Here is a 23788-nt window from a genome sequence, read left to right on the forward strand (position 1 = left end):
ATCAGGTCAGCCGCGAAAACCCATCGTTGCTGTCGCCGAATGATTCGCGATCGATCCCCGCCGCGCGAAGCATTTCCAAATAGACGTTGCAGATGGGAGTTGGTTTGGCCATCGCGATGTGTCTGCCGCCACGCAGTACGCCACCGCCACCGCCGGCTATCAGTACTGGCAGATCGTCGTGGTTGTGTCGGTTGCCATCGCTGATGCCGCTGCCGTACAGCAACGCGACATTGTCCAGCAACGTCGAATCGCCTTCTTGAATCTGCGACATTCGCTCCAGCATGCGAGCGAACAATTCCATGTGATGGGTATTGATGCGAGTCAGTTCCATCTGCATATCGACATTGCCTTGGTGATGCGATGTCGAATGGTGGGATCCTGGGGCCATGATTTCGGCGTACGAACGACCCGACTTTTCGTATGAAAACATGAACGACGAGACACGCGTCGTGTCGGTTTGGAACGCCAGTGTCAGGATGTCTAGCATCAGGTTGACGTGATCGGCGTATCGCGTGGGAATGCCGCGGCCGTCCGGGATAATCAATTCGGGAATCCAGTCTGCGGATTCGCCGTCGTGCAGTGCCCGCTGCGATGGATCTTCGTTGAAAGAATTCTGATGGTGCGATTGAGGGTCGATCGCGTGCTGGGCGATCCGCTGTTCCAGACTTCGCAACCCGTGCAGGTATTCTTCCAGTCGGCGTTGGTCGGCGAAACCGAGTTGGCGTTGAAGCGATCGAGTGTCCTCGCGAACCAAATCTAAAATGCTGCCTTGGATAGGATCGATCCGAGACAGGTCGGCAGTCGGCTTGGGCGCGTTCCAATCCGGGCGTCGGGGCCGCGAATCGTGGAACAGCCTTTCGAACAATTCACGCGGGTTCAGTTCCAACGTGGCTGGCATCGTCTTGCTTCGCCAAGAAATGTGCGATAGGTAGGTGCCGCTGAACCCGTGGTCGCCACGGTGCCCGGGATCGATGCCAAGGGCAAGAGAATCCACCGGAGTGCGAATGCCAATGTGCCGGGCTGCCAACTGATCGACGGAGATTCCGCCGACCTCCGGTTCTTCGGAATGTTTGCAGTGGGCGCCCACCAGGAATCCGCCGCCGGCCGGTTCGTGACCGGCACCTTTGGCAAAGCAATGCTTGGCCTCCAGATTACTGATGACGCAAACGCGATCGATGACGTTGGGGTTCTGCAGCGACTGCAAAATCGACGGCAGATCCGTCAGTCGGTGTTCGCTGTCACTGGTGACCGATGACGGCTTGTTGGTGTTGGGCTGCGTCTCTGTTGCCGGCCCGCCAGCCGGCGGTTGCGGACGCCACTGGGGCATGTGAACCCCGTTGGGAACATAGAAATATCCCAGCCGCACCGGAGGTTTGCCGGGCGTGGACGCCACCGCGGTGGTCCGGGTCATCGCTTCGAGCCAGGGCAAAGCAATGGCGGTACCCAGGCCGCGCAGGACGGTGCGTCGAGATAGAACCGATGACTTTGGACTGTTCACGGCAATCGATGGGTTGAGGAGAGCGGCGTGATCGACAAACCCGTGCAGCGCCGGTTCCCATAGGAACGAGGCAGCAGTTTTGGATCTTTTTCCTGTCGTGCGAAAATCAGGCAACGCTGGTGGCATTATAAGCCAAGCGCCAAGCACAACTCAAATCCACTCCGGATTTCGTCGCTCCGCGGAATCGGACGCCGCAAACTCAGCTGCCGGCGGCAAGCTTTAGCATTTGCCAGATCGAACGTGCGGCTTCCTTGGGCGTCAACTTGCTCTGCCCTCGCAGTCGGTCCGTGAAGGTGATCGGAACCTCTGCCATGGGCGACCCGTTCCGGTGCAGACGCACCAAAATCTCTTCCAAAACCGAATAGCCGTTGCTGCGCATCGTGCCGAGGCTAATCTTTTCGATCGCCGAAACCCGATAGCAACGCATCGATCCGCTGCAATCTTGGACGGGCAGCCTTAGACAGAGGGTGGCAAATCGGTTGACCATCCGGCTCATGATTCGGCGGTGCATCGGCCAACCCACGATCTTTCCTTGGTCGACGTAACGCGATCCGATGACGACGTCGACGGCCGGCAACGCCAAGGATCGTTCCAAAAGCTGCGGCAGCTGCTGCGGGTTGTGGCTAAGGTCGCCGTCAAGGTTGATGAAGAAATCGTAGCCGCGGTCGACCGCCGCTTGCATGGCATGCCGGATCGCACCGCCCAATCCACGCTCGTCACGAACATCCAAATGGATCTTGGGATCTTGCTTGGCGGCCGCCTCCACCAACTGGATGGTTCCGTCCGTCGAACGGTCGTCGATCACCAGGATGTCGGCATCGGGAACCGACCGACGAAGCAGCGGCAGCATCGTCACGATGTTGTCGGCTTCGTTCAGCGTGCAGACACCAATCAGGACTCGCGGCTTCGGTGCCAGGGGGGGCGGGGCCATCGGTGTCGGCTCCACTGCGTTGGGGGGCGCCTCAGTCGCCGTGATCGGATGCGCGTCCGTTGGATGGGTGGCCAGCGGTGGCGCCTCGTGGAGACTCGGGTCGTCGTCGTGATTCACAGCGAAGCGTCAAAAAAAGATGCGAATGACCGGTCTGGTCATGAAGGGGCAGAAAATGGTGCCACAGCGTCGGGGCGTGGACAGCAAAGATGGTTCGACCTGGTTCGGCGATTTCGTTGCCGAAGTCGCCATTCGTTGGACGCGGAACTTGGATCTTGGCGAAGTCTTCGGCAGGATCGGCTGCCCCGAAATGGAATAGCGATTACCAGCGGTCGATGGGACGATCCAGGATCTCTTTCAACAAGATCGCCTGCTGCACTCCACCGGGACTTTGCATGGCCGCGATCAGGTCTTGGACGGGGTTTCCCGTAAAGGTTGCCTTCGTCAGTTTTTGGCGAGACAGCATGCCGCGAGACTTTCTCATTTCGGCATCGTCATCTTGTTTCGAGTCGGCCGCCGCTCGTTTTGCGTCCTCGCGCCGGATCATCCGTGCGGCAATGGACGAACCATCGTCATCGGTGAATTCAACGATTTCCGCGGTCGGAATTTCGTCGCTTTCGTTGTAGTCGTAAGTCACCCGTTCGGATCGCGAATCCGAGTACTGGGGTGGCGGCCGACGCGATGGTGGCGGATTGGATTGCTCGGCCGCCGCTTTGGCTTGTCGCCGCTGGGCAGCGCGTCGCAGGAAGTCTTCGAGGTCACCGGACATCGGATCAGACTCTTTCGATGGGAGTGGTTGGTCGATCGGGCGAAAACACTAGCTGCCTTGAGGCTCGCGAGCTTCGGCGGCTTCGGTAGCGCTGATCGCAAGCGATCGACGCATCTCGGTGTCGGCGTTCACGTTTTGTAGCTTGTAATAATCCAAGATGGTCAGGTTGCCAGAGCGAAAGGCTTCGGCCATGGCGCGTGGCACAGCGGCTTGAGCTAGCACCACTTGAGCTTTGCTCTCTTGGATCTTGGCTTGGTTTTCTTGTTCGACGGCGACCGCTTTGGCGCGTTTGCCTTCGGCACGTGCGCGAGCGACTTGCGTGTCGGCTTCGGCTTGATCGGCCTGCAGGCGGGCGCCGATGTTGGCACCGACGTCGATGTCCGCGATGTCGATCGATACGATTTCGAATGCAGTTTGCGAATCCAGTCGTTTGGCCAGCACGGCTTTACTGATCACATCGGGATTTTCGAGCACCGCTTTGTGGCTGGCGGCACTACCGATCGCACTGACGATCCCTTCGCCGACGCGAGCGATGATGGTTTCCTCGGTCGCACCACCGATCAATTGTTGCAGGTTGGCGCGAACGGTGACTCGTGCCTTTACTTTCAACTGGATTCCGTCTTTGGCAACCGCGTCCAGCGACGGTTTCGCGGATCCTCGTGGCGGGCAGTCGATGACCTTCGGATAGACACTGGTTTTGACGGCTTCTAGGACGTCGCGGCCGGCCAAGTCGATCGCGGATGCCTCGCGGAACGTCAGCGAGATCGTCTTGGCTTTCTTGGCAGCGATCAGAGCGCGAATGACCTGTTGGACGTTGCCGCCCGCCAAGTAGTGAGCCTCCAACGCTTCGCTGGTCATCTCTGGATCCGAAAGACCAGCCTGCGTCGCCATGATCTTGCTGCGCACAATGGCTCGCGTGTTGACCTTTCGAAAGGTCATCCCCAGCAAATTAAAGAACGAGATGTCTGCCCGTGTCAGTTGGGATTGAATCCACAAACCGAAATAGCGGGCGAACACGAAAAAGAAGATCAGTAGCAACCCGAATGCTAAGGCGGCCAAGACCAAACCCAGCATCGCTGAGGTCTGTAGAGGCTGCTGAGCCAGGATTTCGATTCGAAGCATGGGGATTCGAAGCATGGTACCGATCACGTTGAGTTGGGCGCTGCGGCGACGATTGGCCAGCAAGCCTTGTTAATTTCGTGGCGCCCCATCGCTGTGTCAACCATGCCGCATCGACGGGGCAACCAAACCATAGGGGCGGATTGCCTGGGAATTCGTCCCCCGGCAATCCAGAATCCATCCGCGATCGACCCGGAATCGCTCGACCATGCTGCCCGGATGTCCCTGGGCCGTCGCGCTTTCCCCGCCGGCGTGTCGTCAGCGGTACGATGTTGTGTCATGGGGAGCACTGTATTTCACCGCGGACACTGTATTTCACCGCGGACACAGTGTTTCACCACGGACACAGTGTTTCCATGGGCCCGGCCGCGGAATCCGGCGGCGGCCTGCGGATTCCAGCTTTTATCGATCATGGCGACAAGGCAGATGATGTTACGACCGACTTTTGGCAGTTTTATCGGTATCTGGATCTTCATTTTGGGGGGGGCAATCCATTCGGGCTGGGCCCAGTCGTCTGCGCCGCCCAACTTTGTCGTCTTTGTCGCCGACGATATGGCGTGGGAAGACTGTGGGGCCAACGGAAACCCGGCCGTGCGGACGCCGAACATCGATCGCTTGGCCGCCCAGGGCATGCGGTTTACCCGCGCCGTGTTGACCTGTTCGTCGTGTAGCCCCAGTCGCTCGTCGATTTTGACCGGTCGATATCCCCACAATACGGGGGCCGGCGAACTGCACCTTCCCTTGCCTGGCGATAGCGTGTTGTTGACTTCGCCGCTTCGTCAGGTTGGATATTGGACGGCCGCGATTGGAAAGTGGCACGTGGGGGAGGCCGTTGGCGACCAGGTGGAGGATCGCCAAGGTTCGCCACCACCCAAAATGGGTGACGCTTGGGTGGCCGCTCTGCAGCGACGACCCAAGGATCAGCCCTTTTTCCTGTGGGCAGCGCATCTGGATCCGCATCGGGCCTATCAAAAGGGTGCCGTCGACCCACCGCACGATCCGGCCGATGTCATCGTACCCCCGATGTTCCCCGATACCCTTCCAGTGCGCCAGGACATCGCGTTGTATTACGACGAAATCACGCGATTCGACCAACACATTGGTCAGGTGCTGGACGAATTGGACGCCCAGGGCGTCGCCGACAACACGATGGTGCTGGTGATCAGCGACAATGGGCGACCCTTTCCCCACTGCAAGACACGCGTCGACCTTCCGGGAGTGGGCACTCCCTTTGTCGTTCGTTGGCCCGCCCGGGTGAAACCCGGAATCAGTGACGCATTGGTCAGCAGTTTGGACATCGCGCCGACGATCACCAAGCTGGCCGGCGCGTCCGTTTCGGACACCTTCCAAGGCCGTGACTTCAGTCCGCTGTTGTGGGACCCGACCGCGGAAATTCGCCAGTATGCGTTCGCCGAACACAATTGGCACGACTACCGCGCGTTTGAACGCGGCGTTCACAACCGACAATATTGTTACGTGCGGAATTGGTTGCCCGGCACTCCCGGCACACCGCCCGCCGACGCCGTCAACAGTCCCACGTTCGCCGAAATGAAGCGTTTGTTGGCATCCGGCGATCTGACGCAGGCCCAAGCGAGCTGTTTCGTCACGCCGCGTCCCACGGAAATGCTGTACGACGTCCACCAGGATCCGAACTGCCTGGACAACTTGGCAGCCGATCCCGAGATGCGATCCGTTCTGGATCAGATGCGGTCGGCCCTGTCCCAGTGGCAGGATCAAACGACCGATCGATTCCCGGGGGAGCACCGGTTGACCCCGGATGGGTTCGATCGCCAGACGGGAAAAAAACTGCCCAGCATGTCGGGAGCCCACCCCGGTCCGGGGAAATGATCGGCGACGTCGGACTAGGAATCTCGCAAGCTATTCTGTCCAGCACTGCGTAGATGTTCCAGCGCGGTCGAATGGCGTGGTCGCAGGACGGGAGCCTTCATCCAGCCGTTTTCGATGTACCAAGCCGTCGTTTGTGCCAACCGCGCGGCGAACGGCGCCGCTGGTTGAAACCCGGTGTCGGTTCTCAATTTGCGTGCCGAACAGGTCCACGATCCCGAGGTCGCTTCGCGAGCCTTGTCCCAGTTCAGGATGTTTGGGCGGCGGCGAATTCGGCCCGCCAAGTCGCTGATTCCCGCGACCGTCCACATCATTGCCGGTGGGATGCGAGCGATGAATACGTTGTTGCGGCCCATCGACCGTCCAATCATCCGCCCCAATTCGGCGTAGGTTGGCGTTTCATCGTTGGCCGCAAAATAGATCCCCGCGGTCGGATCGCTCGGGGAAACGCGGGTGCCCGAGTCGGCTGCGACGGCCAACGCGGCACACAGATCCTTGGCGTCGATCACGGACACTTGATCGTCCGTCCAATTGGGCACTGCGTGCACACCCCATCGGCCGATCGAATCGAACATCGCGAATCCGTCGTGGTCGCCTTCCCCCAGCACGATCGGCGGGCGAACGATCGTCAAGGGAACTTTGTCGGCATAGTGAATCGCGGCTTGTTCGCCGGCAAGTTTGCTGAACCCGTAAATCGATACCGGGGCGGCGGGGTCGGATTCCGTGCGAGGGTTTCCGACGGTCGTGGGGCCGGCGGCGGCCAATGACGACACCAAGACCATGACCGGCGGCTTGGATTGTTCGTGGCACACCGATGCCACATTGTCGGTCCCCTGCTCGTTGACCCGGTCGAAATCGCCGCGCCGAAACCCCTTGGTCATCCCGGCCAAGTGATAAACGACATCGACCTCTCGCATCGCGCTGCCAATGGATTCGCGGTCGGTGACGTCGCCGGTCGCAATTTCGGCTCCCATCTCCACCAGCGGCTGAGTGTTCGAATGGGGGCGAGCCAAGCAGGTCACTCGCTGGCCGCGGTCAATCAGTCGTTCCACAAGGTGCCGGCCGATGAAGCCTGTCGCGCCGGTGATCAATGCGTGATTCATGTTGTGGCCTTTCGGCTGCCCTGCTCAGACAGTCTGTGGCGGTGGGGTCAAGGTGGGAACTACATTTTCATCAAGGGCGGAATCGGCAACCTCGATCGTCGGGGTGGCCTCTGCAAGTCGTGTGCCGGCATCTGCCGGAAAATGGCCCTGCAGTCACCTTCTTCGGATTCCGCTTGCAAAGTCGGTCAATCGTTTAGGGACACAGTCACCGGAATACGGTCGCTGGGCCCCCCCTTCCAGAATGATCCGAAAAATATAAATCGCAAACCTTTCCCCGCATTATCCGGAAACTGAACAAACGAGCACTGGAAAGCGCGTGTAGCGCGCGGCTGTGATGGTGCGCGCCGCGCGCGCATCGTCCACTGCTGGTCGCCCATCAACCGCAAAGACAGACCAATCGGCATAGCTAGAGTTGATCTGCAGGCGAAGCTGTCCGTCACCCACAAATCTGGTCCCCGGCTCCGTTCGTCGTACCGGCTTCAGAGCGCGTCCAGCTTACGCAGCCTCGCAGCGGCGAAACCCGTTCGCCGCTCCGCGGTTAGCTGGACGCTCCCTTCAGCCAGGGTTTCACGGCAAGGTTCGCCCCCATTCGTCGGCCCTCAATCTGCACCAACGCGGTTCTGCCTCGCCCGATCGATGCGGTCAGTGTCGACACGTTGGGTGTCGTCACGTTGGGTGTCGTCACGTTGGGTGTCGTCACGTTGGGTGTCGTCACGTTGGGTGTCGACGCGATGGGTGTCGACACGATGGGTGTCGACGCGATGTGCCGAATGTTGTGCCGAAGGTTGTATTGAAAAACGGATCCCGGTTCGAAGAATCGGATTCGCCGCCGAGGCAGCGGTCCGCGATGGGATGGGGCGATGGAATGGGGCGATGGGATGGGGCGATGGGATGGGGCGATGGAATGGGTCGATGGAATGGGTCGATGGGGTGCTTTGCGGAACTCCGGTCCCTGTCTGTCTGCATGTCGCGCCGCAATCGCTCGATCGCCTGCGGTTGTTTGGCGTTTGTTGATTGCTGCAAAGTGTGGCGTTCCGACGCAGTTTGCGTTCGGTTTGCAATTTGGGCATCAAAGCGAGGCGCAATTATTGTCAAATAGGTGACTTAGCAGTCACTATCGGTTGGGGCTGCGTGGAACTCCGTCGAAGGCAACATACGATTTCCATGTCCACCGTCACAGATTCACTTTCGCCCGACGCACCTCGATCCACGGCGACTGATAATTCGATCGAGCACTTTAGCTATGACGACCAGATCGTCCGGATGTTCGTCACTGCGACGATCATCTGGGGTTTGGTAGCCACGACGGTGGGCTTGATCGCGGCAACGCTATTGGTGCTGCCTTGGTTGACCGATCTGTTGCCGTACTTCTCGTTTGGGCGTTTGCGTCCGGTACACACCAACGCCGCTATTTTTGCGTTCGCTGGGAACGGGATTTTCGCGGCCGTCTACTACAGCACCCAACGTCTGTGCAAGGCTCGGATGTGGAGCGACGCACTTAGCCGCATTCACTTTTGGGGCTGGCAGGCGATCATCGTTGCGGCCGCGATCACGTTGCCATTGGGTTTGACCCAGGGCCGTGAATACGCCGAATTGGAATGGCCGATCGACTTGTTCATTGCTGTGATCTGGTTGTTCGTCTTCGGCGGCAACTTTTTGATGACGCTGATCAACCGTCGCGAACGGCACATGTACGTGGCGCTTTGGTTTTACATCGCAACGATCGTGACCGTTGCTGTTTTGCACGTGTTCAACAACTTGGTCGTCCCGGCCGGTTGGTTCAAAGGGTATAGCGTTTACGCAGGCGTCCAAGACGCGTTCATGCAGTGGTGGTACGGGCACAACGCGGTGGCGTTCTTCCTGACGACCCCGTTCCTGGGGTTGATGTACTACTTCTTGCCCAAAGCGGCTCAGCGTCCGGTGTTCAGTTACCGGCTAAGCATCATTCACTTCTGGTCGTTGGTCTTCATTTACATCTGGGCCGGCCCGCACCACCTGCACTACACCGCGCTTCCCGAATGGGCCAATACGCTGGGCATGCTCTTCAGCCTGATGCTGTGGATGCCTTCGTGGGGCGGGATGATCAATGGTTTGCTGACGCTTCGCGGTGCCTGGCATAAGGTTGCCGCTGATCCAGTGCTGAAATTCTTTGTGGTCGGGATCACGTTCTACGGAATGGCGACCTTCGAAGGTCCCATGTTGTCCATCAAGTCGATCAATGCGTTAAGTCACTACACCGACTGGACGATCGCTCACGTGCACGCCGGTGCATTGGGTTGGAACGGGTTCATGATCTTCGGGATGCTGTATTGGATGATGCCTCGGATTTTCCAGACATCCAAGATGTGGAGTCCGAAACTGGTCAGTCTGCACTTCTGGACCGGCACCCTCGGGATCCTGCTGTACATCATCCCCATCTACGCCGCTGGGCTGATGCAGGGTTTGATGTGGCGTGCGATGGACGAAACTGGCCACTTGTCCTACCCCGACTTTATCGAAACGATCCAAGCGGTCGTTCCGTTGTGGTGGATTCGTGTTGGCGGTGGTGCGTTGTACGTCAGCGGCGTGGTGATGCTGTGCATCAACGCGTTGATGACCTGGATGGCTCGCCCGGCAACCTACGAAGTGCCGGTTCACTCGGCTCCGCGATTGTCGGCTAACTATCAAGACGACGAAAAGCCTCGTACCAGCCCATTGACCGATGTGCCGATGCTGGAAGTGGGCAAGAAGATCGATTCGATCGGTGCCATGGGTTGGCACCGTCGGTGGGAACGTTTGCCGGTGAAGTTCACCGTGTTGACGACTCTGGCTGTGGTGGTGGCGACACTGTTCGAATTGGTGCCAACGTTCCTGATTCGATCCAACGTGCCGACGATCGCAACCGTCACGCCATACACGCCGTTGGAATTGGCCGGACGTCACATTTTTGTTTCCGAAGGCTGTTACAACTGCCACTCGCAAATGATTCGACCGATCGTTTCGGAAACCAAACGGTACGGGGAATACAGCAAGCCGGGCGAATTCATTTACGATCGACCGTTCCAATGGGGCAGTCGCCGGATTGGGCCCGACTTGGCACGCGAAGGTGGCAAACAGAGCAGTTTCTGGCACTGGACGCACTTCGAAAATCCTTCGCTGGTGTCGCCCGGTTCGGTGATGCCTAGTTATCAGCATCTGTTGGAAGACGATCTGAAGTTCGATGCCATCGCTCCGCACGTCGAAGCTGCCGCGTTCTTGGGGGCTCCCTACAGTGAAGAGGACCTGAAGAACACCGAAGCAGTCGCTCGCCGACAGGCCGAAGAAATTGCGGCTCAGGTGGTTCAGCAAGGTGGCCCAGCCGCGATGCACGAAAAGCAAGCGATGGCGTTGATCGCCTTCTTGCAGCGTGTCGGTACCGACCTGTTCCGAACCGAGGAACCAGCCGCGGGTGCCGAACCAGTCGCGGGTGACGCAGATGCCGCCGTTACCGATGCCGCCGTCACTGATGGCGCCGTTACCGATGCCGCCGTTACCGATGGCGGCGAAGCGGCCGCCGGTGAAGAAGCGGATGCACCAACAGCCGACGATGACGCGGCTGAAGGTGGCAACGATCAAGCTGACGCAGCCGAAGGTGACGAATCGGCTTAGTCACCCAGGTTGCTCTCCCGCAGTGAAACGCTGTGTTCGCCCCCCCCCGCTGATAACGCATTCCCTTTTCAAATCCTAGCATCCTGACATGATCAAAGACCTCGTCTCTGCGCTGGACTACTCCTTGTTCGCCCAAGTGGCGCTCGGGTTGTTCGTCGCTACGTTTGTCGTGATTTTTTATGGGGCCTTTCGGCTTAGCAGCCAGGCCACGTCACGTTTCGCATCCATTCCGCTTTCCGATGACGTGGAGGACCCCCGAGGTGAGTAATCAAGAGAACGTGGACCACACACCCAAGACCGAACACGACTACGACGGTATCGAAGAGTACGACAATCCACTGCCCGGTTGGTGGAAATGGCTGTTCATCGCGTCGATCGTTTTCAGTCCGTTTTACTGGCTGTACTACCACGGTGGCGCCGCCGGACGCAGCGTCGAAGATCAGTACAACGTCGCGCTGGCAGCGAACACGCGGTTGCAGTTCGCCGAGATTGGTGAACTGTCGCCCGACGCCAACACGATCGTTACCTACATGAACAAGGCAAGTTGGGTGAAGGTCGGTGAATCGGTCTTCAAGGCGAACTGCATCTCCTGTCACGGCCGCGAAGGCGAAGGAAAAGTGGGCCCCAATTTGACGGACGAAATGTTCAAGAACGTCAACGTCGTCGAAGACATCGCACGGGTGATCAACGAAGGGGCCGGCGGTGGCGCGATGCCAAAATGGTCCAATCGTCTGCACCCCAACGAAGTGGTCCTGGTTTCGGCCTACGTCGCTAGTCTGCGTGGCAAGAACGTCGAAGGAAGGATCCCCGAAGGAAAGAAGATTCCGGCGTGGCCCGAGGCGGTGGAACCCGCAGAGGACACCGATAACAAGGACGCCGCTGAACAGGGTTCCGATGATGAAACGCCTAAGCCAGCCGCCGAGGCGGAAACCGATTCCGATCAGTGATCGGTGGGGCAATCGGAACGTGGATTCGGCGAACCACGTTTGCCGCGGTGCCGAAAAACCGTGACGAAAGTTTCGACGGATGATGGGTTCGCGATCCATGCGATGGATCGAACCTTTCCAGTCCAAGCGATGCTGTATCTGAAGGGACGCAATTTTGCTGCGGACGGATGTTTTTCAGACCCAATTGCGGAGTGAACGCGCCGATCAGGCGTGAAAGAACGAACCAATGAGTTTTTCGTTGCCGGTGAATTCGAGTTGTCAGTCTTGTCCCAGTCGGATGCAGTTCGAACGAGGTGGCAATGTGCTCCACTCGGTCGCCGGCGGGCCAGCCAGTGGGGCCGGCGCAGACGAACCGGTCACTCACGTGCTTAGCACCTTGGAATCCGATGGCAGTCGCCGGTGGCTTCGCCCGCGGCTTTCCAAAGGTGGTTGGTGGCACAAGCGGCGGATCGTGGCTTATCTGTTGATGGTCGTTTTCGTTGCGATTCCTCACCTGCGAATCGGTGGCAAGCCGTTCATCCTGTTGGACGTGGTCGCCCGGCAATTCACTGTCTTGGGACGAACGTTCTACCCGACGGATTCGATCCTGTTGGCGCTGTTGCTGTTAAGTGTCTTTATCTCCATCGTGCTGCTGACCGCAATCGCGGGTCGCGCATGGTGCGGTTGGGCCTGTCCGCAAACGGTGTACATGGAATTCATGTTCCGCCCCCTGGACCGGTTCTTTGATGGGACCGTTGGCAAGGGTGGACGACCGGCGCGTGATCGGCACTGGGGATGGCAAGTGGCCAAGTTCGGCACTTACCTGTTGCTATGCATGTTTTTGGCGCACACGTTCTTGGCCTATTTCGTGGGTACTGAAAAATTGGCCGACTGGATTCGCAGTTCGCCCATTCAGCACCCGGCCGCGTTTCTGGTGATGGCGGCCACGACCGGGTTGATGATGTTCGACTTCTTGTTCTTTCGTGAACAGATGTGTCTGATCGCTTGTCCCTATGGCCGTTTCCAATCGGTGATGCTGGACGAACAGTCGTTGATTGTGGCCTACGATCACATTCGCGGCGAACCTCGCAAAAAGGGCAAACGGAAAGCTGTCGTCCATTCGGAAATGCCCTTGGTCGGCGCTCCCGCCGACACCGATACCGTCGCGGTCGATGGTGGCGATGCGGTCCACAGCACTGGCGGCGCCGGGGACTGTGTCGATTGCAACCAATGCGTCGTGGTATGTCCGACCGGAATCGATATCCGTGACGGATTGCAGATGGAATGCATCAACTGCACTCAGTGCATCGATGCCTGTGATTCGGTCATGGACAAAGTCAAACTTCCACGCGGTCTGATTCGATACAGTTCGCAAGATGCCATCGATCGCAAACCTCGCAAAATGGTCCGTGCGCGGACCATCGTGTACCCCTTGATCCTGTCGGTCGTGCTGGGCGGGTTCGCATTTGCGATCGGGACGAAGTCCGGGTTCGACGCACGCATTTTGCGCGGCAAAGGGAATCCGTTCACCATCCAGCGGGGCGGGTTGGTTTCCAATTCGTTCCATTTGCGTTTGGTCAACCGAACGAACGAGCCGAAGACGTATCGGTTGCAAGTGGTCACGCCCGAGCAGACCACGCTGGAAGTGATCGACGATGAAACCACGACCTTGAATCCGGGCGACTCGAAGTTGGTGCCGTTCAGCATTCGTTTTCCGACTCGAGTCACTTTCGGCGACGGAAACGAGGCGGCGGAGCTTAAGATTGATGACGGTGGCGAGAACGAACGCACGTTGGATTTCCGACTGCTGGGTCCGCGAACTTAGCTTCCACCGATCCGCCATTGGTGCGGTTTTGGATGCCAGCCGATGGCATCGCGGGATCGGCCGTGCGACTTCCAGTCCGATTGTTTTGTTTTTTCTCTCAAGGCCCGGTGTTCCGGATTGACCATGAATTCAGTATCGCCCAACGACGAACGCCGCGCAAAGCGTTTTTGGGTCTCCCTGGTCGTTGGATTGCTTGGTCTGCAGCTAACCATTGGCGGTGTCGCGATCTATTTGGCGACAGGCGACCCGACGGCGGCTGTGATTCCCAACTACCACGAAACGGCATTGGATTGGGACACCGCCCGACGCGCCGGTACGGCGGCGGATCGGATGGGCTGGGAAATTCAGGTTTCGGCCTCGGACGTCGTCGATGATCGGGGCATGCGGGCAACGGATGTGCTTGTCCAAGATCAGAACGGGAACCCAGTCGACGCACTTGCGATGACGGCTCGCGTTTACCACCACGCACGGGCGTCGGACGTGGTCTCGTTTTCTTTGCCATCGGTTGGTGATGGACACTACATCGCGCTGGCACCCTTGAGCCGACCGGGACTGTGGCAGTTCGAGGTGTCCATTGATGGGGCGGATCAGTTGATTCGCCAGTCGATGGAAATCGATCTCGACAACCAACAGCCCCCAACCGGCGACATCAGCGATTCATCGCAGAAGGGGACCTAGCCGAAATGTTGATTTTGATTTCCGCCATTTTGACGGCAAGCCTTCTGGGCAGCATGCACTGCATCGGGATGTGTGGGCCGTTGGCGATGTGGGCTAGCGGAGTTGGCGATAAGGCTTCGCGAGGCACGGTGATCGTGTCGACATCGATGTACCATTTGGGCCGCATGATCACGTATGTGTTGGCCGGTTTCATCGCGGGCACACTCGGTGGTGCGATCGACATGGGCGGACAGTGGATCGGAATCCAAGTCGCGGCCGCTAGAGTGGTCGGTGTGTGTATGGTGCTGGTCGGCGGCTGGAAATTGTTCACGTTGGTTCGCGGACGTTCCGCCCCGGTCGGAGAACTGAAACCGTCGCGTGTCGGCGGCGTGCTGGTCAAGCTGCGTCCGTTTCTGTTTCGTTTGCCGTTGGTCGGACGCGCCTTTGCAACGGGATTGCTGACCACCCTGCTGCCCTGCGGATGGTTGTATCTTTTCGCCTTGATCGCCGCCGGCACAGGCAGTCCCAAACTGGGACCCGTCGTGATGTTTGCGTTTTGGGTGGGGACGGTGCCGGCATTGACGGCTCTGATTGCTGGTTCCCAGTTGCTCTCTCGTCGATTCACGATGGCCGTTCCTTCGTTAGCGGCCGGAATGTTGATTTTGACAGGCTGCTATACCGCATCGGGCCGAGGGTTTGCGAACTTGGATTCGATCTCGGCGTTGCGTGCATCGGTGGTGGTGGACCAGTCGGTGGACCCATCCGCCGCTCTGCTGCAACAAGTTCGCAAGTCCGCCGACGCGCCCCTGCCCTGTTGTCAGGGGGCAGCCATCGTCGACTCTGCAACCGATACACCTTAGCTACCCATGTCTTCTCCGCAGGTTCAGCCAACGCCTCGTTCCGAATCAAACCAGACGCACCGTCCGGTTCAGATTGATTGTGTGCATTGTGGGTTGGCGACGCCCTGCCAGGCTGGTACCGATCCGCAGACGGTCTTCTGCTGCAACGGATGTCGTGGCGCTTATGAATTGATCCATGGCTGGGGGCTGTCGGACTTTTACGCTCTGCGCGATCAATCGTCCAGTTCGGAACCGCATCCCGCGGCCGGCGCAAAGTCACGCTACGACGCATTCGAAAACCAAGAATTCCTTGGCTTGTCGACTCCTGTGCAAAACACCGATGGCACTTGCAGTACGGAATTGGCGGTTCATGGTTTGCACTGTGCCGCCTGTGCTTGGTTGATCGAAAATGCGGCAACGCGAACCGACGGATGGCATGTCGCACGGGTCCGCATGAGCGACCATACGTTGCGAGTTCAGTTTGATCCAGCGACTGTCCGGTTAGGCGAAATCGCTTGCCTGATGGATCGGCTTGGCTATCAGGTGGCACCGATTTCGAAAGATCGCACCGATCACTTCCGAATCGAAAATCAAAGGCTATTGATTCAGATTGCCATCGCTGGATTTTGCGCAGCCAACGCGATGTGGATCGCGATCGCGTTGTACGCGGGCGAAGCATCGGGAGTGGCGTCGGATCACCGGCTGTTCCTGCGAATCGTCGGAACCGTGTTGGGCGTCGTGGCGGTCTTGATTCCTGGGCAGACGTTTTTCCGCGGTGCTTTCGCGGCGCTTCGCACCGGGACGCCTCATATGGATTTGCCGGTCGCCTTGGGGTTGTCGGTCGGCACGGTTGCCGGTTTGGTGTCGGCCTTTGTCGGGACCGGGGATGTCTATTTCGACTCGTTGGCCGTGTTGGTGTTCCTGCTGTTGATCGGCCGATGGATTCAGTTCCATCAACAACACCGTGCTGCCAAAGCTGTCGACCTGTTGCTGCGGATCACTCCCGCCCACGCCCAGCGTTTGTCCGCCGCCGGGGAACCCGAATGGGTTTTGGTAGACACGCTTCAGCCGTCGGATGTGATTCGCGTGTCGCCGGGGGAGAGCGTCGCCGCGGATGGTCGAATCGTGGCTGGGGAATCGATGTTCGATCGTTCGTTGTTGACCGGTGAAAGTCGACCCATTCCAGCGTCGACGGGGGACGAGGTCGCTGCCGGTACATTGAACTTGGTTCGTCCGATCGATGTCGAGGTCATTGCAACGGGGCGTGATAGTCGGATTGGCAAAGTGATGCAGTCGGTGGAATCCGCGGCATCTGCGAAAACGCCTGTCGTTCAGTTGGCCGATCGAATCGGCGGCGTGTTCGTGGTCGTGGTAACCCTGTTGGCGATCGTCACATTGATCCTATGGTCGTCGAGCGACTGGGCGTTGGCCGCGTCGCATGCAACATCCCTGTTGATCGTCGCTTGTCCCTGTGCCCTGGCTCTTGCGACCCCGCTTGCGATCGCCGTGTCGCTTGGCCGAGCGGCGAAGCGGAAGATCCTGATTCGCGATGGATCGTCACTCCAGCAACTGGCGCGGCCCGGCATGGTGTGGTTCGACAAGACGGGAACGCTGACCGAGGGGCGACCGCGAGCCGAGTTGTGGATGGGGACCGCCGATGCGGTGCGTCTGGCTGCCCGATTGGAACAGGATTGTTGCCACCCCACGGCCGAAGCGATCGTGCGTTTTGCTGCGACGCTTTCCGACGATCCTGGCAGCGGCACGGGCATCGATCGCGGCGCCGGCGGTGAATCGCAATCGATCGTGGATGTCTCGGATCCCGTGGATCTCTGCATCGACCGTCGCGGCGTGTCGGGAATCGTGGACGGGCAGTCGGTGGTGGTTGGCAATTTGAACTTCATGAACGACCACTCGGTCTTGGTGGAACGTCAGGTGGCTGAGGCTGCGGAATCTTGTCTGCAAAGTGGTGCCAGTCCCACCGTGGTCGCCGTGGATGGACATGCATTGGCCGTTCTGGGGGTTTCCGATCCGCTGAAATCAGACGCCGCAGAAACGGTTGCCGACCTGCAGGGGCAGGGATTCCGGGTCGGAATTTTGTCAGGGGATCATCCGGCGATTGTGCAGATGGTGGCCCGCCAGGTCGGGATTGATCCGGCGTTGGCGATCGGCGGCCAATCGCCCGAGGAAAAGTTGGCACGCGTTGTGTCGGGCCAATCCGAATCGCAGTCTGTGGTGATGATCGGGGACGGCGCCAACGACGCTGCTGCTTTGGCCGCTGCGGACGTCGGGATCGCTGTTCGTGGCGGTGCCGAAGTCAGTTTGCAGGCCGCGCCCATCTTCATCGCGTCCGGACAACTGAAAAGTTTGGGGATGTTGATGCGTGGCGGACGCCGTACGTCTCGGCTGATCCAGACTGGATTTGCGGTATCCTTAAGCTACAACGTGGTGGCCGTTGGGTTGGCGGTCGCAGGACGGATCAGTCCCTTGCTGGCTGCCATCCTGATGCCGATCAGTTCGGTGTCCGTGCTGACGCTGGTGTTGGTTTGGCCAATCTTCGGTTCCGCAAGCGAGACTCAGGAAACGTCACCTAGGGAGCAGCCGTGAGTGTGATCTACATCGCATTGCCCATTGCGATCGCTTTAGGAGCGGCGGGCCTGATCGCGTGTGTGTATTGCATCCGTGGTGGACAGTACGACGACATGGACACACCGGCGATGCGGATGCTGATCGACGACCGGTCGCTGCCAGACGATGATCGGGACAAAGCCGATCGTTCCCCCGCCGATCATTCACCCGCCGATCATTCACCGGCCGATCATTCACCAGCCGATCATTCACCAGCCGACGATCAAGCAGCGTCCTGAAACGTTTCGCGGCAGGCTTGCCGAATCGTCGTCCGGGGCGTCCCGCTATTGTGATTCCCGATGGCCGGCGGCGGCACGCTGGATGCGATCTGCGATCGCCCGCCCCAAACCCGTGGGCTGGCAAACATCGATCACGATGCGGTCCAAGCCAGCCTGATCCAGACGGCGGATCGCAGCAAACAGGCCGCGGCTGATTTCATCCAGGTTGCCATCTTGGCTTAGCGTTTCGACCACCGCATATTGATCTGCGATGGGATCCGGCAGTTTGCGAAACGCGATTCGTCCAGTACGTGGCGGCACATCGGTGTGCGATGCATCGAACAGATGAAGCGGCGTTTGCGGCGAATAGTGTTCGCTCATCATCCCCGGTGCTTCGAAGCTGGGCTTTTCCGAGCCGTGATGATTGGATGGGCTGACGAATGCGGCCATCGGCACTTTCAAGCGACACGAAAGATCTTCGGCAGAAATGCTGCCGGGCCGAAGCAGGCGAGGACCATCGGGTCCCAGCGCAACGATCGTGGATTCAACACCCAGATCGCACGGTCCGCCGTCGATGATCATCGACAGGTGATCGCCCAGTCCAGATGCGCAGTGCATCGCCATGGTCGGGCTGACGTACTGGGAACGATTCGCGCTCGGTGCCGCGATCGGGAACGCACAGCGTTTCAGGATCGCCTGGGCAACGGGATGAGCAGGCACTCGGACCGCCACCGTGGCAAGCCCGGCTGTCACGATCGACGGGATCTGTTCGCCGGCGGGGAGCACCACCGTTAGCGGCCCTGGCCATAGATCGGCGACTGCGTCGAGTTGGCCCTGTGTGATGTCATCCAGCGGCAAACGGACTGCCATTTCGATCTGGTCGATCGACGAGATGTGGACGATCAGTGGGTTGGTCGACGGTCGTCCTTTGGCATCAAAGATGCGTTGGACTGCGGATGCGTCCCATGCGTTGGCAGCCAAACCGTACACCGTTTCGGTCGGAATCGCGACCAAACGGCCTTCGCCCAACAACCTGGCTGCTGCGTCCAGCGAAGCTTCGTTGGGGATTTCAATCGTGGCCATGGAATAGGACGCCAACAGGAAAGGTTCGATCGGATGGGTGCCAATTTACGTGATCGAAATCACACGCAGAAAGGGGGGCATCCTTGGTGGTCGCAACCCGACGATGGAGCGACCGTCGCCGATCGGCCTTGCCCGGAACATCTAGGTCGCCCCCCCATCGCGGCGAGTTCAACGCAGGAACATCTGGTAGACCGGGTTTTCCGTCTCTTCGGCAAACGGGTAACCCCGATCGCCCAAGAACGCCTGCAGCGCCGCATGGTCGTTCGGCGGCACCTGGATTCCCACCAGGATGCGTCCGTAGTCCGCACCATGGTTTCGGTAATGGAACAAGCTGATGTTCCAACCCGGTGCCATGCTGGATAGAAACCGCATCAATGCGCCGGGACGCTCGGGGAATTCAAATCGGAACAAACGCTCGTTCTCTGTCAGTGGGCTGCGGCCACCGACCATGTAACGGAGGTGCTGTTTCGACAGTTCGTCATCCACCAAGTTGACCGCCGCGAATCCAGCATCACTAAAGGTCTGACCGATCAATGCGGCTTCGCTTCGGTCTTCGGTCGTCAAGCCTACCAACACATGGGCATGGTCGTTGTCCGACAACCGATAACTGAATTCGGTCACGCTGCGTTGTCTAACCAACTCGCATAGCTTTTTGAAGCTGCCTCGTTCTTCCGGGATCGTGATCGCAAACAAGGCCTCGCGTTCTTCGCCCACCTCTGCCCGTTCGGCAACAAACCGCAGTCGGTCGAAATTGATGTTCGCGCCACAGGTGATGGCCACCAAGCTTTGGTCCTGGATCTTGTTCTTCGCGACGTACTGTTTCATGCCGGCGATACCGATCGCACCCGCCGGTTCCATGATGCTGCGAGTGTCTTCGAAAGCGTCCTTGATGGCTGCACACACCGAATCGGAATCGACCGTGATGAATTCGTCGACCAGATTCCGAGCGATTCGAAAGGTTTCTTCGCCGACGTACTTCACGGCGGTCCCGTCAGAAAACAATCCGACGTCGTCCAGCCGGACGCGTTGTTTGGCACGGACGGATCGCATCATGGCATCGGAATCGACCATTTGTACGCCGATGACTTTGATTTCCGGACGCACCGCTTTGATGTAGGCCGCGACTCCGGCGATCAGTCCACCGCCGCCGACGGCGACAAAGACCGCGTGAATCGGATGCTGATGCTGCCTTAGGATTTCCATTCCGATGGTCCCCTGCCCTGCGATCACGTCGGGATCGTCAAAGGGGTGAACAAACACAAAGCCATGTTGGTCGGCCAACCGAGTGGCGTGGGTGTGAGCGTCAGAATAGCTTTCGCCATGAAACACGACATCGGCACCCAGCGACGCGACCGCATCGGATTTCAGTTGAGGGGTGGTGACAGGCATCACGATCGTCGCACGGCAGCCCAGTTTGCGAGCGCTCAGTGCGACGCCCTGGGCATGGTTGCCCGCCGACGCACAGACCACACCACGGGATCGTTCGGCTTGCGACAGGCGAGCCATTTTGTTGTACGCGCCGCGAAGTTTGAAACTGAAAACCGGCTGCGTGTCCTCGCGTTTCAGCCAGACCCGATTGTCCAGCCGCTTGGACAATTTGGGGGCCGGGTCCAACGCCGTTTCGATGGCGACGTCATAGACTCGCGCGTTCAGAATCCGTTGCAGGTAATCCAGTAGTGTTTTGTCCATTCGGTCCATTCTTGTCATTGGCGGCCGTTTCGCAACTCCCGGCTGCGGCCATACGACGCGTTTCACCGCAGCCAAACCGCGCTGGGGCTGGGAAAGATCCCGGCCGAGCCCGAAATTCGAACGGGTGGTTTCCTGGCCGGTAATCCAGTTGCGAGGTGGATTGGTCCGGCCATCGGGCAGCCCGCCTTGATTTGTATCCACCATACATTGATAACTGCACCGTCTAACTAGTCCCACGGAACCTGTGATGCCAAACGAACCGAAAAACTCGGACCGATTACGTGACGAGATCGCCATGCTTGGCAATCTTTTAGGTGAAACGATCCGCGAAATTGCCGGGGACGATGCCCTGTACATCGTCGAAGACCTGCGGCGGTTGGCGTGGGACAATCGCGAGGGGCGGCCTGCGGCGGCCAGCCGGCTGAACGGTTCGATCGCGTCCTTAACGCCCAATCAGCTTCGCGTGGTGATTCGGTCCTTCAGTATTTTTCTGGATCTGTTGAATCTGTCCGAGGATCGTCAGCGGGTCCGTGTGCTGGAGCAGCGCGAACGTGACCAAACCGTTGATGGTCGCGGCGAATCGATTGCCAGCGCTGTGGTGCACTTGAAAGAGGCTGGGAAGTCGGCCGAAGATGTCCAAGGGCTGTTGGATCACCTGCATATCGAGCTGGTTTTTACCGCGCACCCGACCGAGGCCAAACGGCGCTCGGTACGCAGCAAGCTGCGCAAAATTCGCGAACTGATGTGCCAGTACGATATCGAATCGCGACCAGCCGGGAAGACGAAACTGGAACGGCTGATTCAAGCCGAATTGGCGAAACTGTGGCAGACAAACTTCATCCGGCCGTGGCGCCCCTCGGTGATGCAAGAAGTCCAACGTGCGCTTTCCATCAAGCCGGTGCTATGGGAGGTCGTGCCACAGAACCTCAGTGAACTTCGGCATGCGTTGGCAAACACCTATCCCCACAAAGAATTCAATCTGAAACCGTGCGTGACCTATGGGTCCTGGATCGGTGGCGACCGTGATGGGCACCCGGGCGTCACTCCCGAAGTTACCGAACAAACCTTTCAGTGGCTTCGTGAAGCCGCATTGGATTTCCACCTGACGTCCTGCGATCGGTTGTACGATTCGCTAAGCCTGTCGGAACGTCAACTGACCTGGGGCCACGATCTTGGCGTTCGAGTCAAAGAAGCGGTCGCTCAATGGCCGGATCTGGAATCGGACATCGCAGCCATTCCGCCCGACGAACTTTGCCGGCGATGGTTGGCCGTGATGAAGTGGCGGATCGAACGGACACGCCTGATCAATCTGGACGGGGATCCGATCGACGGCAGCTATTCGACGTCGCAACAAATGGGCGATGACGTCAATGCATTGCTGCAGTCGGTGACGAAGTTCCCCGGTGGTGATTTGCTGGCCGACGAAGTCTCGGTTTGGAAAGACCAAATATCCGCATTCGGGTTCCATTTGACCTGTCTAGACGTCCGGCAAGACGCGCGTGCATACCGGGATGTGATGAACGAGATCCTGGTCGCCGTGGGTTTGGCCGCCGACGTCGATACCGTCGATTCGCTGGATGAATCTCAGCGGCAAAGCATCCTGGTCGACTCGCTCGACGAAAATGTTCTTGGCGCAATCGATGGTGGTTCCCCCTTATCCAGCGACGCGTCGGATACCTTGGACCTGTTCAAACTGCTGCACCGTGTGATGGCCGCCTACGGACCGCAGGCAATCGGCGGGCACGTGATCAGCATGACTCAGGTGCCCAGCGACGTGCTGACGGTCCTGTGGTTGTGGCGTCAGACCGGACTGGCAATGGGCGACCTAGCCGCCGAACAGTTGACTCGGCTGCCCGTGATGCCACTGTTCGAAACGATCGAAGACCTGCAGAACGGTCCACAGATTTTGACGGACCTGTTCGCCGTTCCCGCCTATCGCCAACACGTGGACGCACAGGATGACCAGCAAGTGGTGATGCTGGGTTATTCCGATAGCACCAAGGACGGTGGATACCTTTCGGCGTGCTGGTCGCTCTATCGAGCCCAGTTGCAGTTGCAAGAGGTTGCGTCCGAGGCGGGGATCGAGTTGACCTTTTTCCACGGACGCGGCGGATCGCTTGGACGAGGCGGCGGACCGACGGCCCGCAGCATTCGATCGTTGCCCGTCGGGACCTTCCGCGGCGCCCTGCGGTTGACCGAACAAGGTGAAGTGCTGGCGGATCGATACGATGATCAACAGATCGCCCACCGCCACCTGGAACAGGTCGTGTGGTCCTCGCTGTTGGCTAGCGGCGACCCACCACCGGCCGATCCCGATCAGTGGACCGAGACGCTTGATACGATGGCCACCGATTCGTTCACGCACTATCGCCAATTGATTGAACAGCCTGACTTTGTTCCCTTTTTCCGATTGGGAACACCCGTCGACGAAGTCGAACAGTTGCAGATCGGTTCACGGCCGTCGCGTCGTCGCGGTGGCGCAAGTTTGTCGGACCTGCGAGCGATCCCCTGGGTGTTTTCCTGGACTCAGTGCCGCTGTCTGATCCCCGCCTGGTACGGGTTGGGGACGGCGACGGAAATGATCTTGGAACAGCAAGGCATGGCCCAGCAGTTGCAAACGATGTATCGTGATTGGCCCTTTTTTCAAGCGACAATCGATAATGCTGAACTTGCCATCGCCAAGTCCGACATGGACATCGCAGGCTATTACGCTCAGCTAGCCGATCAGAGCGAGAACCTGAAAACGATCAGCCAGATGATCCGTGACGAACATCGACGATCGCAAGCGGCGATCCTGAAGATCACGGGCCGGGATTCGTTGTTGGGAGGCACACCCTGGTTGAAGGAATCGATTCGTGTTCGGAATCGGTACATCGACCCGTTGAACCTGATTCAGGTCGAACTGCTAAGCCGGTTGCGTGCGTGTGCCGAGGAAACAGGCGAAGAGGCACAGCAGAGGCAAACCGAATTGCAGTACCTGGCTCGACTGTCGATCAACGGCCTAGCATCCGGGATGCGAACCAGCGGCTAAAGGAAT

At 59.0% G+C, this 23788-nt stretch carries 19 protein-coding genes; 11 read left to right on the plus strand and 8 right to left on the minus strand.

The features are described from left to right. Window position 1 precedes the first annotated feature (1 nt). Complete coding sequence (locus K227x_RS10345; RefSeq protein WP_218933905.1) at window positions 2-1498, minus strand: DUF1552 domain-containing protein; 1497 nt, start codon at window positions 1496-1498, stop codon at window positions 2-4. A 199-nt stretch (window positions 1499-1697) separates the two neighbouring features. Beyond that, window positions 1698-2429 (minus strand): polyprenol monophosphomannose synthase, encoded by a 732-nt coding sequence (locus K227x_RS10350; protein ID WP_145169423.1) that lies wholly within the window; start codon window positions 2427-2429, stop codon window positions 1698-1700. A gap of 142 nt (window positions 2430-2571) precedes the next feature. On the opposite strand from K227x_RS10350, the gene K227x_RS30415 reads away from it, so the two are divergent. Further along, a complete protein-coding gene (locus K227x_RS30415) occupies window positions 2572-2745 on the plus strand; it encodes a hypothetical protein (protein ID WP_218933906.1) in 174 nt (57 codons plus the stop codon). Between the two features lie 3 nt (window positions 2746-2748). Here K227x_RS30415 and K227x_RS10355 read toward each other — a convergent pair whose 3' ends face one another. Next, the gene (locus tag K227x_RS10355) at window positions 2749-3195 is read right to left on the minus strand and encodes a hypothetical protein (RefSeq protein ID WP_145169424.1); all 447 of its coding nucleotides are present in this window, start codon (window positions 3193-3195) and stop codon (window positions 2749-2751) included. Between the two features lie 48 nt (window positions 3196-3243). Then, the gene (gene floA, locus K227x_RS10360) at window positions 3244-4269 is read right to left on the minus strand and encodes a flotillin-like protein FloA (RefSeq protein ID WP_391540444.1); all 1026 of its coding nucleotides are present in this window, start codon (window positions 4267-4269) and stop codon (window positions 3244-3246) included. Between the two features lie 471 nt (window positions 4270-4740). Between floA and K227x_RS10365 the strand changes: the two genes are divergently transcribed. After that, window positions 4741-6162, plus strand: a complete 1422-nt coding sequence (locus K227x_RS10365; RefSeq protein WP_218933907.1) for a sulfatase family protein — start codon at window positions 4741-4743, stop codon at window positions 6160-6162. A gap of 14 nt (window positions 6163-6176) precedes the next feature. On the opposite strand, the gene K227x_RS10370 is transcribed toward K227x_RS10365, so the two are convergent. Continuing rightward, window positions 6177-7262 (minus strand): NAD-dependent epimerase/dehydratase family protein, encoded by a 1086-nt coding sequence (locus tag K227x_RS10370; RefSeq protein ID WP_145169427.1) that lies wholly within the window; start codon window positions 7260-7262, stop codon window positions 6177-6179. Window positions 7263-7800: 538 nt separating this feature from the next. Further along, a complete protein-coding gene (locus K227x_RS31125) occupies window positions 7801-8007 on the minus strand; it encodes a hypothetical protein (RefSeq protein ID WP_246146724.1) in 207 nt (68 codons plus the stop codon). Between the two features lie 419 nt (window positions 8008-8426). On the opposite strand from K227x_RS31125, the gene ccoN reads away from it, so the two are divergent. The 8 genes from ccoN to ccoS all read left to right on the plus strand — a co-directional run bounded on the left by ccoN (window position 8427) and on the right by ccoS (window position 18000). After that, a complete protein-coding gene (ccoN, locus tag K227x_RS10380) occupies window positions 8427-10889 on the plus strand; it encodes a cytochrome-c oxidase, cbb3-type subunit I (protein WP_145169428.1) in 2463 nt (820 codons plus the stop codon). An 88-nt stretch (window positions 10890-10977) separates the two neighbouring features. Beyond that, on the plus strand, window positions 10978-11157 hold the full coding sequence (locus K227x_RS10385; protein ID WP_145169429.1) for a hypothetical protein: 180 nt from the start codon (window positions 10978-10980) through the stop codon (window positions 11155-11157). Next, window positions 11150-11836: a cbb3-type cytochrome c oxidase N-terminal domain-containing protein gene (locus K227x_RS10390; RefSeq protein ID WP_246146725.1), complete on the plus strand. Its 687-nt coding sequence runs from the start codon at window positions 11150-11152 to the stop codon at window positions 11834-11836. Before K227x_RS10385 ends, K227x_RS10390 begins: the two co-directional genes overlap by 8 nt. A 277-nt stretch (window positions 11837-12113) precedes the next feature. Next, window positions 12114-13640 carry a cytochrome c oxidase accessory protein CcoG gene (gene ccoG, locus K227x_RS10395; RefSeq protein ID WP_145177662.1) on the plus strand — a complete coding sequence of 509 codons (1527 nt, stop codon included), beginning with the start codon at window positions 12114-12116 and terminating at the stop codon, window positions 13638-13640. Window positions 13641-13763: 123 nt separating this feature from the next. Then, the gene (locus tag K227x_RS10400; RefSeq protein ID WP_145169431.1) at window positions 13764-14318 is read left to right on the plus strand and encodes a FixH family protein; all 555 of its coding nucleotides are present in this window, start codon (window positions 13764-13766) and stop codon (window positions 14316-14318) included. A gap of 5 nt (window positions 14319-14323) precedes the next feature. Continuing rightward, window positions 14324-15157 (plus strand): sulfite exporter TauE/SafE family protein, encoded by an 834-nt coding sequence (locus K227x_RS10405; RefSeq protein WP_145169432.1) that lies wholly within the window; start codon window positions 14324-14326, stop codon window positions 15155-15157. Between the two features lie 6 nt (window positions 15158-15163). Continuing rightward, complete coding sequence (locus K227x_RS10410) at window positions 15164-17740, plus strand: heavy metal translocating P-type ATPase (RefSeq protein WP_145169433.1); 2577 nt, start codon at window positions 15164-15166, stop codon at window positions 17738-17740. Further along, window positions 17737-18000 carry a cbb3-type cytochrome oxidase assembly protein CcoS gene (gene ccoS, locus K227x_RS10415; RefSeq protein WP_145169434.1) on the plus strand — a complete coding sequence of 88 codons (264 nt, stop codon included), beginning with the start codon at window positions 17737-17739 and terminating at the stop codon, window positions 17998-18000. Before K227x_RS10410 ends, ccoS begins: the two co-directional genes overlap by 4 nt. A gap of 45 nt (window positions 18001-18045) precedes the next feature. Here the strand turns inward: ccoS and K227x_RS10420 are convergent, their stop codons facing one another. Both K227x_RS10420 and ilvA read right to left on the minus strand, forming a co-directional pair. Continuing rightward, entirely contained in the window at window positions 18046-19062 is a 1017-nt protein-coding gene (locus K227x_RS10420; RefSeq protein WP_218933909.1) for an L-threonylcarbamoyladenylate synthase, read from the minus strand. A gap of 168 nt (window positions 19063-19230) precedes the next feature. After that, window positions 19231-20751 (minus strand): threonine ammonia-lyase, biosynthetic, encoded by a 1521-nt coding sequence (ilvA, locus tag K227x_RS10425; protein WP_145169436.1) that lies wholly within the window; start codon window positions 20749-20751, stop codon window positions 19231-19233. A 247-nt stretch (window positions 20752-20998) separates the two neighbouring features. Here ilvA and ppc point away from each other — a divergent pair, with 247 nt between their 5' ends. After that, window positions 20999-23782, plus strand: coding sequence for a phosphoenolpyruvate carboxylase (ppc, locus tag K227x_RS10430; protein WP_145169437.1), 2784 nt, complete (start codon window positions 20999-21001; stop codon window positions 23780-23782). Window positions 23783-23788: the final 6 nt, after the last annotated feature.

The organism is Rubripirellula lacrimiformis (genome assembly GCF_007741535.1).
GTDB lineage: Bacteria > Planctomycetota > Planctomycetia > Pirellulales > Pirellulaceae > Rubripirellula > Rubripirellula lacrimiformis.

Coding starts and splice junctions, on each gene's coding strand:
- K227x_RS10350 (WP_145169423.1), bottom strand. CDS start 2,429: ATGGCCCCGCCCCCCCTGGCACCGAAGCCGCGAGTCCTGATTGGTGTC.
- K227x_RS30415 (WP_218933906.1), top strand. CDS start 2,572: ATGACCGGTCTGGTCATGAAGGGGCAGAAAATGGTGCCACAGCGTCGG.
- K227x_RS10355 (WP_145169424.1), bottom strand. CDS start 3,195: ATGTCCGGTGACCTCGAAGACTTCCTGCGACGCGCTGCCCAGCGGCGA.
- floA (WP_391540444.1), bottom strand. CDS start 4,269: ATGCTGGGTTTGGTCTTGGCCGCCTTAGCATTCGGGTTGCTACTGATC.
- K227x_RS10365 (WP_218933907.1), top strand. CDS start 4,741: ATGATGTTACGACCGACTTTTGGCAGTTTTATCGGTATCTGGATCTTC.
- K227x_RS10370 (WP_145169427.1), bottom strand. CDS start 7,262: ATGAATCACGCATTGATCACCGGCGCGACAGGCTTCATCGGCCGGCAC.
- ccoN (WP_145169428.1), top strand. CDS start 8,427: ATGTCCACCGTCACAGATTCACTTTCGCCCGACGCACCTCGATCCACG.
- K227x_RS10385 (WP_145169429.1), top strand. CDS start 10,978: ATGATCAAAGACCTCGTCTCTGCGCTGGACTACTCCTTGTTCGCCCAA.
- ccoG (WP_145177662.1), top strand. CDS start 12,114: ATGCAGTTCGAACGAGGTGGCAATGTGCTCCACTCGGTCGCCGGCGGG.
- K227x_RS10400 (WP_145169431.1), top strand. CDS start 13,764: ATGAATTCAGTATCGCCCAACGACGAACGCCGCGCAAAGCGTTTTTGG.
- K227x_RS10405 (WP_145169432.1), top strand. CDS start 14,324: ATGTTGATTTTGATTTCCGCCATTTTGACGGCAAGCCTTCTGGGCAGC.
- K227x_RS10410 (WP_145169433.1), top strand. CDS start 15,164: ATGTCTTCTCCGCAGGTTCAGCCAACGCCTCGTTCCGAATCAAACCAG.
- K227x_RS10420 (WP_218933909.1), bottom strand. CDS start 19,062: ATGGCCACGATTGAAATCCCCAACGAAGCTTCGCTGGACGCAGCAGCC.
- ilvA (WP_145169436.1), bottom strand. CDS start 20,751: ATGGACAAAACACTACTGGATTACCTGCAACGGATTCTGAACGCGCGA.
- ppc (WP_145169437.1), top strand. CDS start 20,999: ATGCCAAACGAACCGAAAAACTCGGACCGATTACGTGACGAGATCGCC.